12 protein-coding genes are annotated in these 14,066 nt (G+C 69.9%); 7 read left to right on the top strand and 5 right to left on the bottom strand.

The window, feature by feature from the left end; translation table 11 throughout:
- Positions 1-37: 37 nt before the first annotated feature.
- Complete coding sequence (locus tag ABFX55_RS33885) at positions 38-889, top strand: DMT family transporter (RefSeq protein ID WP_346126738.1); 852 nt, start codon at positions 38-40, stop codon at positions 887-889.
- Positions 864-1,466: a GntR family transcriptional regulator gene (locus ABFX55_RS33880; protein WP_346126737.1), complete on the top strand. Its 603-nt coding sequence runs from the start codon at positions 864-866 to the stop codon at positions 1,464-1,466. Before ABFX55_RS33885 ends, ABFX55_RS33880 begins: the two co-directional genes overlap by 26 nt.
- Here ABFX55_RS33880 and ABFX55_RS33875 read toward each other — a convergent pair.
- A complete protein-coding gene (locus tag ABFX55_RS33875; RefSeq protein ID WP_346126735.1) occupies positions 1,463-3,625 on the bottom strand; it encodes a right-handed parallel beta-helix repeat-containing protein in 2,163 nt (720 codons plus the stop codon). The genes ABFX55_RS33880 and ABFX55_RS33875 overlap by 4 nt on opposite strands.
- Positions 3,626-3,886: 261 nt before the next feature.
- Between ABFX55_RS33875 and ABFX55_RS33870 the strand changes: the two genes are divergently transcribed.
- The 5 genes from ABFX55_RS33870 to rfbD all read left to right on the top strand — a co-directional run bounded on the left by ABFX55_RS33870 (position 3,887) and on the right by rfbD (position 8,913).
- Positions 3,887-4,237 (top strand): hypothetical protein, encoded by a 351-nt coding sequence (locus ABFX55_RS33870; protein WP_346126734.1) that lies wholly within the window; start codon positions 3,887-3,889, stop codon positions 4,235-4,237.
- A gap of 341 nt (positions 4,238-4,578) precedes the next feature.
- A complete protein-coding gene (locus ABFX55_RS33865; RefSeq protein ID WP_346126732.1) occupies positions 4,579-6,027 on the top strand; it encodes a sugar transferase in 1,449 nt (482 codons plus the stop codon).
- On the top strand, positions 6,027-7,094 hold the full coding sequence (locus ABFX55_RS33860; RefSeq protein WP_346126730.1) for a glucose-1-phosphate thymidylyltransferase: 1,068 nt from the start codon (positions 6,027-6,029) through the stop codon (positions 7,092-7,094). Before ABFX55_RS33865 ends, ABFX55_RS33860 begins: the two co-directional genes overlap by 1 nt.
- Entirely contained in the window at positions 7,091-8,059 is a 969-nt protein-coding gene (gene rfbB, locus ABFX55_RS33855) for a dTDP-glucose 4,6-dehydratase (protein ID WP_346126728.1), read from the top strand. The genes ABFX55_RS33860 and rfbB overlap by 4 nt, the downstream gene beginning before the upstream one ends.
- Entirely contained in the window at positions 8,056-8,913 is an 858-nt protein-coding gene (gene rfbD, locus ABFX55_RS33850; protein ID WP_346126726.1) for a dTDP-4-dehydrorhamnose reductase, read from the top strand. Before rfbB ends, rfbD begins: the two co-directional genes overlap by 4 nt.
- A 26-nt stretch (positions 8,914-8,939) precedes the next feature.
- On the opposite strand, the gene ABFX55_RS33845 is transcribed toward rfbD, so the two are convergent.
- The 4 genes from ABFX55_RS33845 to ABFX55_RS33830 form a co-directional block, all read right to left on the bottom strand.
- On the bottom strand, positions 8,940-9,782 hold the full coding sequence (locus ABFX55_RS33845; protein WP_346126724.1) for an FkbM family methyltransferase: 843 nt from the start codon (positions 9,780-9,782) through the stop codon (positions 8,940-8,942).
- Between the two features lie 221 nt (positions 9,783-10,003).
- The gene (locus ABFX55_RS33840; RefSeq protein ID WP_346126723.1) at positions 10,004-11,638 is read right to left on the bottom strand and encodes a hypothetical protein; all 1,635 of its coding nucleotides are present in this window, start codon (positions 11,636-11,638) and stop codon (positions 10,004-10,006) included.
- Between the two features lie 58 nt (positions 11,639-11,696).
- Positions 11,697-12,785 (bottom strand): hypothetical protein, encoded by a 1,089-nt coding sequence (locus ABFX55_RS33835; protein WP_346126721.1) that lies wholly within the window; start codon positions 12,783-12,785, stop codon positions 11,697-11,699.
- Positions 12,775-14,064: an MATE family efflux transporter gene (locus ABFX55_RS33830; protein WP_346126719.1), complete on the bottom strand. Its 1,290-nt coding sequence runs from the start codon at positions 14,062-14,064 to the stop codon at positions 12,775-12,777. The genes ABFX55_RS33835 and ABFX55_RS33830 overlap by 11 nt, the downstream gene beginning before the upstream one ends.
- Positions 14,065-14,066: the final 2 nt, after the last annotated feature.

The raw sequence follows: 14,066 nt of genomic DNA, 5'->3' as shown, positions 1-14,066 counted from the left end.
ACTTGCGAACCTTGTCTAGTTGTCAGACAATGTCCGAATGAAGAACGTCCTCGCCGCCGCCGTCCTCTGGGGCACGGCGGGCACGGCCGGCCTGCTGATCACCGCCGATCCGGTCTCCGTGGCCGCCGCCCGCCTGGTCATCGGCGGCCTCGTGCTGGCTCTGCTGGCCAGGGGCACCCGCGTCACGCCCGCCCTGCTGCTCGGGGCGGTCGCCGTCGCGGCCTACCAGCTCTGCTTCTTCGCCGCGGTCAGCCGTACGGGGGTGGCCATCGGCACGGTGGTGGCGATCGGCAGCGGCCCGGTCTTCACCGGACTGCTCTCCAGGCAGTTCTCCGCCCGATGGGCCGCCGCCACGGCCGCGGCCATCGCGGGATGCGCCGCGCTGATCGTCGGCGGCGAGGCGCAGGCGGGTGACGAGGTGCTGGTGGGCGTGCTCCTGGCGCTGCTCGGCGGGCTCATCTACGCCTTCTACGCCGTCACCGCGGCGAAGGCGATCAACGGCGGAGCTCCCTCCGACGCCGTCATGGGCATCATGTTCGGCGGCGCCGCGGTCATCATGCTCCCCGTCCTGATCCTCACAGGCCCCGGCTGGCTGGCCGAGCCGCGCGGCCTGCTCGCCGCCCTCTACCTGGGCGTCGGCACCACCGCCCTGGCCTACTTCCTGTACGGCAGGGGCCTGCGCACCACCCCCGTCGCCACCGCCGCCACCCTCGCCCTGGCCGAACCCGCGGTCGCCGCGCTGCTCGGACTCCTCGTCCTGCGTGAGACGCTGACCCCTATGTCGTTCGGCGGGCTGGTGCTGCTCGGGGTCAGCCTCGTGGCGGTGGCCGTACCGGAGAGGAAGAAGATCAGTGTTGAGGCCGGTGTCGACGGTCAGCGCGCTCGCTGACGCGCTGCGGCAGCGGGTGCTGTCGGGTGAGATAGATCCGGGCACGTCGCTTCCCGAGCAGGAAATCGCCGCCGCCTACGGCGTCGCGCGGCCGACGGTCAGGGAGGCGTTGGCCGTCCTCGTGCACGAGGGCCTCCTCAGGCGCGAACGCAACCGCAGCGCGTACGTCCCCGAGGTGACGACGGCGGACCTCGACGACCTCATGTTCGTCCGCAGGCCGCTGGAGCAGTTGATGGCCAGGTCGCTGGCCGGGAGGCGGGTGCGGGAGGCCGACGCGGCGCTGGAGCGGATGTCCGCGCTGCCCGACGACGCCCCCTGGTCGGACGTGGTGGCCGAGCACATGGCGCTGCACCAGGCGCTGGTGGAGGCGGTGGGAAGCCCCAGGCTGCTGCGGCTGTACGGGGCGCTGGCGGCCGAGACGAGACTCGGCCTGGTACGGCTGCGCAGGGTCTACGAGGACCGCGACCAACTGGTCGCCGAGCACCGCGCCCTGCTCGACGCGATAGCCGCGGGAGACGCCCAGGCCGCCGTCCACGAACATCTCGGACATTCCTGGGGCTCGACGGCCGGCGACTAGGCGGGCGGCCTGGCGTAGAAGGCGACGTGCTCGTAGCGCCAGCCCTCGGCGATCGCCGCGTCCCTGGCAGCCGGGCCGATCACGTACTGGTGGTAGGCGCCCTTCTGCAGGCGATGGATGTCCACGAGGCCCGCCGTCGGTGCCACGGAGGCGTAGAAGGCCACGCCCTCGACGGTGTAACCCCATCGCGTCACCGCGGTGTCCCGCTCGGCCGCGCTCGTGAGCAGGAGCCTGTCGCCCGTCGTCGGGTGGAGGAGGCGGTGGACGGGAGCCAGCGCCCGCGCTCGGCCCGAGGAGGCGAGGAAGCCCACCCCGCGACTGTCGTAGCCACGGGACGCGGCCCGCTCGGCCTCTCGCCCGTCGAGTGTCATTAGGACGTGACCTGTCGATGAATGCACCAGAAAGTGGACCGGCCTGCGGAGCACCCCCTGCCTGTCCGCCGGCGTGGGGGAGGGTGAGGGAGAGGCGGTGGCCGTGGGTTCGGAGCCGCCGGAGTCCGAGTCGGGCCAGCGGAGCGCGCCGAGCGGAGGTCGGGTGCCCTCTTCCACCTCGAGCGCGGCCGCGATGTCGGCGGGCAGGGGGGCTCCCTTCTCCGCCGCCTGGCTCTCCTGGAGGACTCGGTAGTCGTCGGCGCCGGCGAAGAGCGGCTGGGCGCCCTCCAGATAGCGGCCGTGCCTCTCGTGCCCCGTCGCCTTGAAGCCCGCGAGAGTCGGGTAGCCGACCTCGCCGCCGCTCGGCTGCGCCCACGTGACCACGTGGGGAGGGCTGGCGGGCCCGGCTCTGTGATAGGCGTTGTGGTCCATGTGGGTGCCGGGAATCATGCCCTTCGCGCCCACCCGCCTGCCCGACGCCTGTCCGTTGGCGTCGACGGTCTCGATGACGCCGGCGCCCTGCGCCCTGGCGGCGAAGATGTTGTTCATCAGCGTCACGTCCGAGGTGTTCCAGGTCACGCCCCGGGCCAGGGCCTCCTCGCTGGGGCAGTTGTCGGCGTCGCAGCGATCGGTGTTCGGCCTGGGATCCTCGGCGACGAGGAGCGTCTGCGCGTTGCCTGCGAGGGTGTTGTTGTACACGCGCACGTGGTTGGAGCCGCTGATCTTGAGGCCGGACTGGCCGTTGCCCGTCATGAGGTTGGAGGCGATGAGCCCGCGGGCGGAGACCTCGTAGTACAGGCCGTGTTTGGCGTTGCCCTTGGCGAGGTTGCCGACGATCGTGACGTCCTCGCAGGACAGGTCGCACCAGAAACCCGTACCGATGTTGCCCTCGAAGACGTTGTCCTTGATGATCGCCTTGCGCAGGTAGGTGGCCTTCATCCCGGCGCCCGCCAGGCTGCGTGACGACTCAAGCCCCGTCCGCTCCTGGTTGTTGCCGACGATCTTGTTGCTCTCGAAGCGCAGGCCCACCGCCCTGTACGAGAGCACGCCGTTGGAGCCGTTGAACGAGATCTCGTTACCGGTGATCCGCATGTTCGAGGCGTTCGCCACCACTCCGGCGGCGGCGTTCAGCGTGATGGTGTTGTCCTCGAGAACCACGCCGTCCGCCTGGCTGATGACCACGGCCGGTTGCTTGCGGTAGTCCTGGCTCGTGGCGTACTGCGCGAAGCCGATCCCGCGCACGACGGAGTTCTCGGCTCCGGCCAGGAACTGCAGCGCGTAGCGCCTGCTCGAGACCTCGACCACCTGCCCGGCGGGGTCGTTGCCGACGTACAGCGTGCCGCGGGCGCTGTCCCAGTGGAAGGTGTCCTCGCCGAGCTGGTCGTGGGCGGCCACCTGGCGAAGCGGCGCGCCGTTGTAGAAGACCATCGCGGGGTCGCCCGCGAGCTCGTTGCCCTGGACGATGTCGGGCGGGAACACGCAGGCCTTGCCGTCCGCGCCAGGCCTGCAGATGTCAGGGTTCCAGCCGTCCAACCGCCAGGCGGGGCCGTCGGCCACGAACGTGCCGGACTCGACCAGCGTGCTGCCCTTGAACCACACCTCCTCGCCGGGATACGCCTCGATCGTCACCGGCTTGGAGATGCCGCCGAGCGATTCGCGGTAGTCGCCTCCGCGGAGCACGATCGTCGTCATCGCGTCGGCCTTGGCACGGCCGACCGCGGCGGCCGCCGTGCGCAGGGGGCTCTCGGCCGTTCCCGCGTTCCCGTCGTCTCCGTCCGCAGCGGACACGAAGAGCTGAATCCCCGGAGAGAGCGTCGCCGCTGACGTGCCGGAGAATCCCGACGGCGTCAATATGACGAGCAAGCTCAAGGCCACGCTGCTAAAGCGAAGCTTCATGTCACCTTCATACCGATATAGGTGGTTTGCTGCCTATGAAAGTGCTCAACCGTTCTGGATCCCGGGCGACGCTGGGCATGTCACCGTACTTTCCGCCATTCTGCGGTGTAGGTCCCTTGCGGGAAACACCCTGAACTCGCAAGAATCGCGCCCATGCACGGCAACGCAGTGCCGGACTCCTACGTGTACGTCACCGAAGAGGGTGTGACCCGCCACTACGCCGACGGGAGCGTCGAGGCGATGGCGTGGGAAGACGTCGTCGAGGTGCGGGTCGTCACCGAGTCGGAATCCGAGCTTCTCTACATTCTCCTCGACCGCGATGGGGAAGGCTGCGTCGTGCCGCGGTCCGCCACGGACGCCACCTTCCTGGCGCGGCTGCGCTACCTGCCCGACTTCGACCTCGAGCGGCTGCGTGTCGCCTCGGAGGCGATCGCTGACCGGATCGTGGTGGTGTGGCGGAGCCCCGAGCCCCCCGCCGCGCTGCAGGACCTGGAGTACGACTAGCGCGTCTCGGCTGATCTGGATCGCGGACCTTCTGTCAAGGGCGATCTTTGCCATAGGCGTTGATCGGCAATTTAGTCCGGAATGCCGATACCCGTGATCACGGTGGTGCTGGTGATGCGCCGTCGAGTTCCCGGCCATGGCCGTGGCATCTGAGGCGGCGGCCTGTCAAGACCGACTCCTATCAATCCGCGTGGCCGGATCTGGACATCCAAGTTGACTTCCGATGAACGGCAGGCGTCTTGGATTCTAAGGATGATCCCGATTTGGGGGCTTTGGCTGTCAACCAGTGGGGCTAGTGGCACGTCTGTTGTGCATGGGGCGGGTTAGTGCAGCGAGGGGCAATGGATACAGCCGTACAGAGAGCAGCGTTATCGACCTCTCAGAAGGAGGGGCGGTTATGGTTCAGGCGCTACGTCCGTACCGCTATCGCGGGCGATCTCGCCTGCGTCTTCGCCGGCCTGACGACGGTGGTGGTGATCAGAAGCTTCACGGGCCAGCTCACACCCATCGAGATAGGCCTGGCCGGAGTACTCGTGGCGAGCTGGCCGGTGGTGATCGCGGCGGCAGGCGGCTACGACGAGCGCTACCTGGGTGACGCGCCCGACGAGTACCGAAGGGTCTTCCAGGCCGCCGCCGCTCTCGCCTCGCTCGTGGCGATCATCGCGTACGGCACGCAGACCCCGATCGCCAGGGGCTACGTCATGGCGGGCCTCCCCCTGGCCGCCCTGGCCAACCTGTTCTTCCGCTACCGGCTGCGCAAGAGGCTGCACCAGCGCCGCTACGAGGGCGAGTGCATGCGAAGCGTCCTGGTCGTCGGTCACTGGACGGCCGTCATCGAGCTCCACCGCCAGCTGAGCAGGGAGCGCTACCACGGAATGCGGATCGTGGGCGCCTGCGTGCCTTCCCTGCTCGACCCCGATGTGCCGCACCAGTTCGACGGCTTTCCCGTACTGGGTGACTTCACCCGCGTCGCCGACGTGGTGACCGAGGTGGGCGCGGACACGGTGGCGGTGCTCTCCTGCCCGGAGTTCGACGGCATCGCCCTGCGCCAGCTGGCATGGCGGCTGGAGGAACGTGACACCGACCTCTACGTGGCCTCGGCCCTCATGGAGGTGGCAGGGCCGCGTATCAACATCCGCCCTGTCGCCGGCCTGCCGTTGCTGCACGTCGATCACCCCTACCTCAAGGGCGGCCGGCAGATCGTCAAGAGCGTCTTCGACAAGGTGCTCGCCGCCTCGGCCCTTCTCCTCCTGCTGCCGGTCTTCGTGCTGGTCGCCTCCGTGATCAGGGTGGACAGCTCGGGGCCCGCGCTGTTCCGTCAGACCAGGGTCGGCAAGGACGGCAAGGAGTTCACCGTCTACAAGTTCAGGACGATGGTGAGCGACGCCGAACAGATCAAGACCAACCTGCGTGAGCTCAACGAGAGTGACGGCGTGCTCTTCAAGATTAGGAACGATCCAAGAATCACCTCCGTGGGGGCCTGGCTGCGGCGTCGCTCCGTCGACGAGCTCCCTCAGCTGTTCAACGTCATGCGCGGCGACATGTCCCTGGTGGGGCCGCGTCCTCCCTTACCCGAGGAGGTGGCCAAGTACGGCGACGACGTTCGCCGCAGGCTGCTCGTCAAGCCCGGCATCACCGGCCTGTGGCAGGTGAATGGGCGATCCGACCTCAGCTGGGAGGAGTCGGTCAGGCTCGACCTGCGCTACGTGGAGAACTGGTCGCTGATCCTGGATCTCCAGATCCTGTGGAAGACCTGGCCCGCCGTCACCCGCGGTGAGGGGGCGTACTGATGAAGGCACTCGTCCTCGCAGGGGGATCGGGCACCCGGTTACGTCCGATCACGCACACGTCCGCCAAGCAGCTGGTCCCCGTGGCCAACAAGCCGGTGCTCCACTACGCGCTGGAGGCGATCGCCGACGCCGGCATCACCGAGGTCGGGATCGTGGTGGGCGACACGCAGGCCGAGATCGAGGCGGCGGTCGGCGACGGCACCCGGTTCGACCTGGCGGTGACCTATCTCCGTCAGGCCGCGCCGCTCGGTCTCGCGCACGCGGTGCTCATCGCACGGGACTACCTCGGGGACGACGACTTCGTCATGTACCTCGGCGACAACTTCATCGTCGGCGGGATCAACGACCTGGTGTCCACGTTCAGGGCAGAGCGTCCCGCGGCGCAGATCCTTCTCACCCAGGTGGCCAACCCTCAGGAGTTCGGGGTCGCCGAACTCGACGACGGCGGGCGGGTCGTCGCTCTCGAGGAGAAGCCCTGCAAGCCGAAGAGCGATCTGGCCCTGGTCGGGGTCTACCTGTTCACCCCGGCGATCCACACAGCGGTGACAGAGCTGAAGCCGTCGTGGCGCGGGGAGCTGGAGATCACCGACGCCATCCAGTGGCTGATCGACGAGCAGTACCGGATCGAGTCCACGGTCATCTCCGGATACTGGAAGGACACGGGTAACGTCACCGACATGCTCGAAGTCAACCGCCTGGTCCTGGAGTCGCTCGAGCCGGAGGTGTCGGGAAGCGTCGACGGGGCCAGCCAGCTGATCGGGCGGGTCGTGGTCGAGAAGGGGGCGGTGGTGCGGGGGTCACGCATCGTGGGTCCCGCGATCATCGGCGCGGGCACCGAGGTGAGCGCCTCCTACATCGGGCCCTTCACCTCGATCGCGAAAGACTGCAGGATCATCGACAGCGAGATCGAGTACTCGATCGTGCTGCCTCGCGCGTCGATCTCGGGGGTCCGGAGGATCGAGGCCTCACTCATCGGGCACGACGTCGAGGTCACCCCCGCCCCTCACACACCCCGAGCACACCGGCTCGTGCTCGGCGATCACAGCAAGGTGCAGATCAGTTCATGAGGATTCTCGTCACCGGCGGCGCCGGCTTCATCGGGTCGCACTACGTCCGCACGCTGGCCTCCGGCGGCTATCCCGCGTTCGCGGGCGCCGACGTGACCGTTCTCGACCGGCTCACGTACGCGGGCAACCTGGCCAACCTGGAGGCGGTGGCCGGCCGCTTCCGCTTCGTCCACGGCGACATCTGCGACGCGGAGCTGCTCGGGAGGACCGTTCCAGGGCACGACCTGGTGATCAACTTCGCCGCCGAATCCCACGTGGACCGGTCGATCGAGGGCGCGGCGGAGTTCGTGCGCACGAACGTGCTGGGCACGCAGACACTGCTGCAGGCCTGCCTCGACGCCGGAACAGGGAAGTTCGTGCAGGTCTCGACCGACGAGGTCTACGGCTCGATCGACACGGGTTCCTGGACGGAGGAGGCGCCTGTACGGCCCCGCTCGCCGTACGCCGCCTCGAAGGCGGGCGGCGACCTGATCGCCCGCGCCTACGCCATCACGCACGGGTTGCCGGTCTGCGTCACGAGGTGCGGCAACAACTACGGCCCCTACCAGTACCCGGAGAAGATCGTCCCGCTCTTCACGACGAACCTGCTGGAGGGGCGGAACGTCCCCCTCTACGGTGACGGCCAGAACGTGCGCGACTGGGTCCACGTCGCCGACCACTGCGCGGGGATCCAGCTCGTCGCCGAGCGGGGCGAGGCAGGCGAGGTCTACCACATCGCGGGCACGGCCGAGCTGACCAACAGGGAGCTCACCGATCGCCTGCTGCGCGCCTGCGGAGCGGACTGGGAGCGGGTGGAGCACGTCGAGGACCGCAAGGGTCACGACCGCCGCTACTCGCTGGACGACGGCAAACTGCGGGCCATGGGCTACCGGCCCGCCGTCGGCTTCGACGAGGGCATCGCCGAGACGGTCCGCTGGTACGCCGACAATCCCTCCTGGTGGAAGCCGCTCAGGGCGGGCGGATGAGCACCTGGATGGTGACAGGGTCCACAGGCCAGCTGGGCTCCGAACTCGTGGCGCTGCTGGAAGCCGAGGGAGAGCGGGTCGTCCCCCCTGGACGGCGCGTCCTCGACCTGTCCGACGAGCGCGCGGTGCGCGACCTGGTGGCCAGGGTGAAGCCGTCCGTGGTGGTCAACTGCGCGGCGTGGACGGCTGTGGACGACGCCGAGGCGCAGGAGGAGCGCGCCCACCAGGTCAACGCGGCGGGTCCGCGTGCGCTCGCCCTCGCGTGCCGCGAGGCGGGAGCCCGCCTCGTCCACCTGTCCACCGACTACGTCTTCTCGGGGACGGCGACGACGCCCTACCCAGAGGACGCGCCCACCGCGCCGCTCAACGCCTACGGACGCACCAAGCTCTCAGGCGAACGCGCGGTGCTCGACCTGCTGCCCGACAGCGGCTACATCGTCAGAACGGCCTGGCTGTACGGCAGGTCCGGCGCCAACTTCGTCAAGACCATGGCGCGGCTGGCCGCCGAACGCGAGACCGTGCAGGTGGTCGACGATCAGCACGGGCAGCCGACCTCGGCGGCCGACCTCGCCAGGCACCTCCTCCTGCTCGCCAGGTCGGAGGCGCCTCCCGGCGTCTACCACGGGACGAACGCGGGACAGGCCACCTGGCACGGACTCGCCCGCGAGGTCTTCACGCTCCTGGGCGCCGACCCCGACCGGGTGATCCCCGTGGCCACCTCGGCCTTTCCCCGCCCGGCGCCCAGACCCGCCTACGGGGTCCTGGGACATGCCCGGTGGGCGGCGGCCGGGCTGCCCGCGCCCCGGGACTGGCGGGCGGCCCTGCACGCGGCGTGGCCGGGCCTCAAGGGCTGAGGCGGCGCACGCGGCGTGGCCGGACCTCAAGCGCTGAGGCGGCCCACGAGTTCGGCGGCCCGCTCGGCGGGGATCAGGACGACGTCGCGCGAGCCGTACCGGGGAAGGGGCGCCTCGGCTGCGAGTTGCTCGTCGGTGACGGGGTGCAGGGCGTCCTCGCCGATCGCCCACACCTCCCAGTCGTGGGCGCGCAGGTCGACGAGCACCCGGCGCAGGTCGGGAACGTTCCTGAGCACCTCGAGCACGATCGTGGGGCGCCCTGCGAGGATCTGCGGCCACGCGGCCCTCAGGACCTTCGCCTCGTAGCCCTCGATGTCGAGCTTGAGCAGGTCGACGCCGCCGATCAGGTCGGTGATCCTGACCGTCGGCACGCTGATCGTGCGGGAGGCGGGCCTGTCGGTGATCCCCTCGCCGCCCTGCGCCAGGTAGGCCCCGGTGGGCGCCACGTACTGCTCCTGGTCGGGGAGGGCCAGTTCGAGCGAGTCAGGGGCGTCGTCGTCGACCACGGCGGCCTGCACGACCTTGACGTTGTCGAGGGAGTTGGCCGCCACGTTGCGCTCGACGATCGCGGCCGACTCCGGATTGGCCTCGACGGCCACGTAGGCGGCCGGACGCGCCGCGCTCGCGCCCTGCACGGTGTAGTAGCCGATGTTGGCGCCGAGTTCGAGGACGCTGCTCGCGCCGCCGCACAACCGCCGCCAGCACTCGGTCTCCATGCCCTCGTAGCCGCGCTCGCCGTACCAGAAGAGCAGGCGGACCAGCCGCGACTCGACGGAGACCAGCCGGACCTCTGGATTGTCCGGCAGCGAGAAGTCGGTGAGAAAGTCGAGCGGCCGGTGGCGCAGAACTCTGACGACCTGCCCGAGCACCGCTCTGGTGGTTCCGTGTGACCGCGCGAACGCGTTTCTGGCACGGAGTGTGGCGCTTCCCGGAAATATGCGCAGGGATCGCGACAGGGCTATTCGGGCCCTGACGCGGATGCGCAGGGAAAGGGGGAGCGATGAGGGCATGACTTCTCTCGGCTCGGCGCGAATAACGATAAAACGATACACCACGGAATGCATTCTCAATTGTCCAGAAGTGGACATTTTCAGCGTGCGGTGAGCCTCAGGTCGAAGCTCACGTCGCTGGAGGCGACCTGAGCCTGGTGCACTTCCACGGCCAGCGTGTTCTGACCCGCCGACAGCAGCGCCGGCGCGATGGACAGCGTCTGCCAGACGTTCTCCGCGTCGCCCGAGACGGTGCTGGGCGCCAGTGTGGTGGAGGTGATGGTCCCGGCCGGCATGTTGCTTCTCATCACCTCCCGTCCGTTGAGGTGGACGACGGCCCCGTCGTCGCGCAGGACGCTCAGCGTGACCGCCTCCAGCGCCCCGGGGTCGGGCACCGTGAAGGTGTGACGGAAGTAGTAGGTGGTCCGTCCCGCGGCCAGGACGCGGCGCTCGTCGCCGTCGCCGAAGCCCAGTTGGGCCGGGCCCGACGGCCACGCCGAGTCGTCGTGCGTGGGCTGCGACCAGGCGGTGCCCAGGTCGGCGCCGCTGTCGTCGTAGCGCCACGTCGACCCCTGGGCGATCAGCGTGATGTCCGGGCTCGGCGGGCGCAGGGGGAACTCGGTGTAGTAGGGCCTCGACTGACCGTTGACCTGGGAGTACGCGCCACCTGTGCGCAGCGCGTCAGGGCCCGCGTCCAGGGCGAATATCTGCCCGTTGGCCGTGGGCGCGAAGTCGGGATCGACGGCGCCGGTGGCGGCGTCCACGGCTGCGAAGTCGCATCGCGTGAAGCCGGAGAAGTCGGGACAGAAGTGTCCCCCCGCGTAGACCCGGCCGTCACGGACGGCCACGGACTCCACGTCCCCGTCGGCGAGCCGCTCCCACCGGCGGGCGCCTGTGCCGAGGTGGTAGGCGGCGAGCCTGCCCCCTGGACCGGCGATGGAGGCGTAGGCGCTGTCGCCCTCGACCGCCAGGTCGGTGACGATGCACTGGTTGCTCGGGACCATGCAACCCGGCGGCGGCTGCCAGCCGGTCACGGCTCCGGACGCGGCGTCGATGCTGCCCAGGTAGTTGCGCGTGGTGCCGCCAAGAGTGGTGAACAACCCGCCCACCAGGAGCGCCCCGCCGTCAGGACGGGCGGCGAGCGTGTAGACGGTGGCATTGGCCGCCGAGACCCAGCCTGCGCGCAGGGCGCCGCCGGCCGCGTCGAAGGCGGCCAGGCGGGTGCGGGCCTGACCTGCGACGGAGGTGAACTGCCCGCCCGCGTAGAGCGTGGAGCCGATGACGGCCAGCGCGCGCACCGAGCCGTTGGCGGCGGGGTTCCAGCCGCCGATCACCGCGCCCGAGGCCTGGTCGAGCGCCACGAGGCGGACGCGGCTCTGGCCCGCCACCGTCGTGAAGTCGCCGCCTGCGAAGACCCTGCCGCCGCCCACCGCCAGCGCTCTGACCGATCCGTTCGCCGCGGGAGCCCACGACCTGACGAGGTCGCCGGTGGCCGCGTCGAACATCGCGAGGCGGCCGCGGGCGACGGATTCGCCGGTCACGGGGTTGCGCAGGCTGGTGAAATCGCCGGCGATCACGACCCGGTCCCCGGTGTGCGCGATGGCGGACACTCTCGCGTTCGGCAGCCAGTTGTTCCTCGGCTGGGTGGCGTAATCCGCCGCGCGGGCGGGCGAGGCCGAAACCAGAACGACAGGTGTGGCGAGTAAGAGAGCCCCGAGGAATGTTCGGATGTGCATGATTCCCCCACGCGGCATGTTGCCGCTAATTATGCGAGGAAATGCGGTGGCCAGCTATTCATCTGTCCCGTTGTGATGGAAGCGCAATGACGTCGGCGGGGGGTGAATGCCGCTCCCGTCGCCTGCGGACCGCGCTGCTCGCCGCCCCCGCGCCCACCAGCAGGAGCAGGAGCGCTCCCGCGCCGACGAGCCACGCGAGGGGCAGGTCGGACCCGCCGGACTCACTCTCCTGAGCGGCGGGGGCGCTCGTCATGGGGCCAGGGGTGTTGGCGGGCGTCGCGACCAGGTTCTCCGGCAGGGGCAGGGAGAAGACGGAGCTGCCCCTGCCCTCGCTGCCGGCGAGCAGGGACCTGCCGTCCGCGCTGATCGCCAGAGACTCGCCCTGCGGCTGCTGCGGGGCGGGGATGGTCTCGAGCAGCTTGCCGGTGATGTCGGCGAACACCCGGATCTTGTTGTAGCCGCGGATGAACATCAGGCCGTCGGCGTTGAGCGCCCCGTCGGAGACCACGTGCGGGAGGGGGCCGAGGTATTCCAGCCGGTTGTTCACATCGGGCACCAGCGCGGACGGTGCGCCGTAGATCGCACCGCCCGAGGGGCCCTTGGTGATGAGGTAGAGGTTCCCGGTCTGCGGGTGGACCAGGATGCTCTCCGCGTCGTGCGCGCCGTCGGGATAGACCAGCTGGTAGCGCTGGGCGCTCACCCTGCCGTCGGCGAGGACCGTCGGCTCGGGTACGGCGAGCACGGTGACGCCGCCGCTCCTGCTGCCCTCGTTGTCGCCGATGTCGGCCAGGTACAGCATGGAGTTGCCGCGGACGTCCACCGCGCCGCCCATGGCCTCGGTGTCGATCGCCTCGGCTCCCCTGATGGAGATCGCCGCCCTGGTCCTGCCGTCGGGCCCTACCGCGTACAGCGTGGGCGGCCCCGCGCCGTCGTTGTGGGTCCAGACGACGCCGTCGTGAAGGCGGCTGGCGTACAGGCCACTCGATTCGGTGATGCGGTCGTCGGCGTAGGCGAACTCCTTGGCCCACGGCGCGGCGGTGGCGGTGGGCGAAGGGTCGAGGCGGCTCTCGGCGACCGCGGGGGCGGAGGTGAGTGCCGCCACGACGACTGCCGCTAACGCCGACCTCGCAGGCAGGCTAGATCGCATGGGTCCCTCTTTCGGGATCGGTGTGACGTGCGCGCACCGTGTCGCGGATGATGCGCAGTCGCCACCATAGAAGCAAGCCCGAGACCATACCTCCGAGACCGATGCAATACGGGGCAAACACCGCCAGATCTGGGCGCAGGACGAGCAGGATGAGGACCGCCGCGAGGCCGACCGCGGTTTCGGCTCCTCGCACCAGGAACACCAGCCGTGACTGCTTGTACGCGGTCGCCATCGAGGCCAGCGGGAGGGTGGCGGAGAAGCTCACGGCGTAGACGGCCCAGCCCCCCACGCTGACGGCGTCGAGGGTGAACGCGCCACCGGTGATCAGCGGACCGAAGAAGCCGAGCGTGGCGATCGCCGCCACTCCGCACGCGCAGGAGACCCCCGCGAGGACGATCGAGCCCACGAGCGCGTTACGAGGGCGCATCGGGATCCCGGCGTCGCGTTGCCTGACGAACGTGGGAAGCAGGTATCCCCCCGCTCCGGAGATCAGCGTGAGCGCGGGAGTCATCAGCAGCCTGGCCGCCTCGACGACCGCGAGAACCGTCCTGGAGGCGAAGGCGTCGATGGCGACGCGGGTCACCAGCAGGGCCAGGGGGCGCAGGCTCGACTGGGCGGAGCGCCAGGCGGCGAACGCGCTGAGCTCCCGCATGCCGGCGATGCGGGGACGCACGAGCGCGTACTCCTGTCGCGGAAGCCGCCGGAGGGTGACGGCGAGCGCGGCCAGGCACCCGACGCACATGGCCAGGAGAATGCCGTCCAGGTCGAACCCGCCCGTGATCAGGCGAAGGCCGCCGAGGAAGACCAGCGTGGTGATCACGTACGTCAGGTCGTTGGCCAGCAGCGCGCCGAACTCGAGCCTGGCGTGCAGCACGCGTCTGAAGGTCTCCTGGGCCAGCCACAGCGTGATGAGCACGGCGAAGAGCGCCACCCCCGCGGGGCCCGTGAGCCGCAGGACGAGGGCGAGCGCCACCCCGGCCGCCGAGCCGGCCGTCGCGAAGAACAGCGCGGAGGCGACGAGGGCGGGGCGAAGCGCCGGATCGAAACGGTCCAGGACGTTGAGCGAGTCGCCCACCCACGAGGTGTAGACGGTCGTCGCGGTCACCAGGATCGCCGACAGCAGCGCGAAGGCGCCGAGGGCGACGGGCCCGATGAAGCGGACCGCGACCAGCTGCAGCACGAGGCTGCCGAGCGCGGTCACGGCCTGTGAGGCCACCGAGCCGCCCGCGGAGGCGGCGAGTCTGCGAACGCGGGCCATCGCCGCGTGCGGGGACGCCACGG

This window comes from Nonomuraea roseola, assembly GCF_039535395.1.
GTDB classification, from domain to species: Bacteria; Actinomycetota; Actinomycetes; order Streptosporangiales; family Streptosporangiaceae; genus Nonomuraea; species Nonomuraea roseola.
Note: the sequence above shows the minus strand (reverse complement) of the source record. Positions and strands in the feature narration are given on the sequence as shown.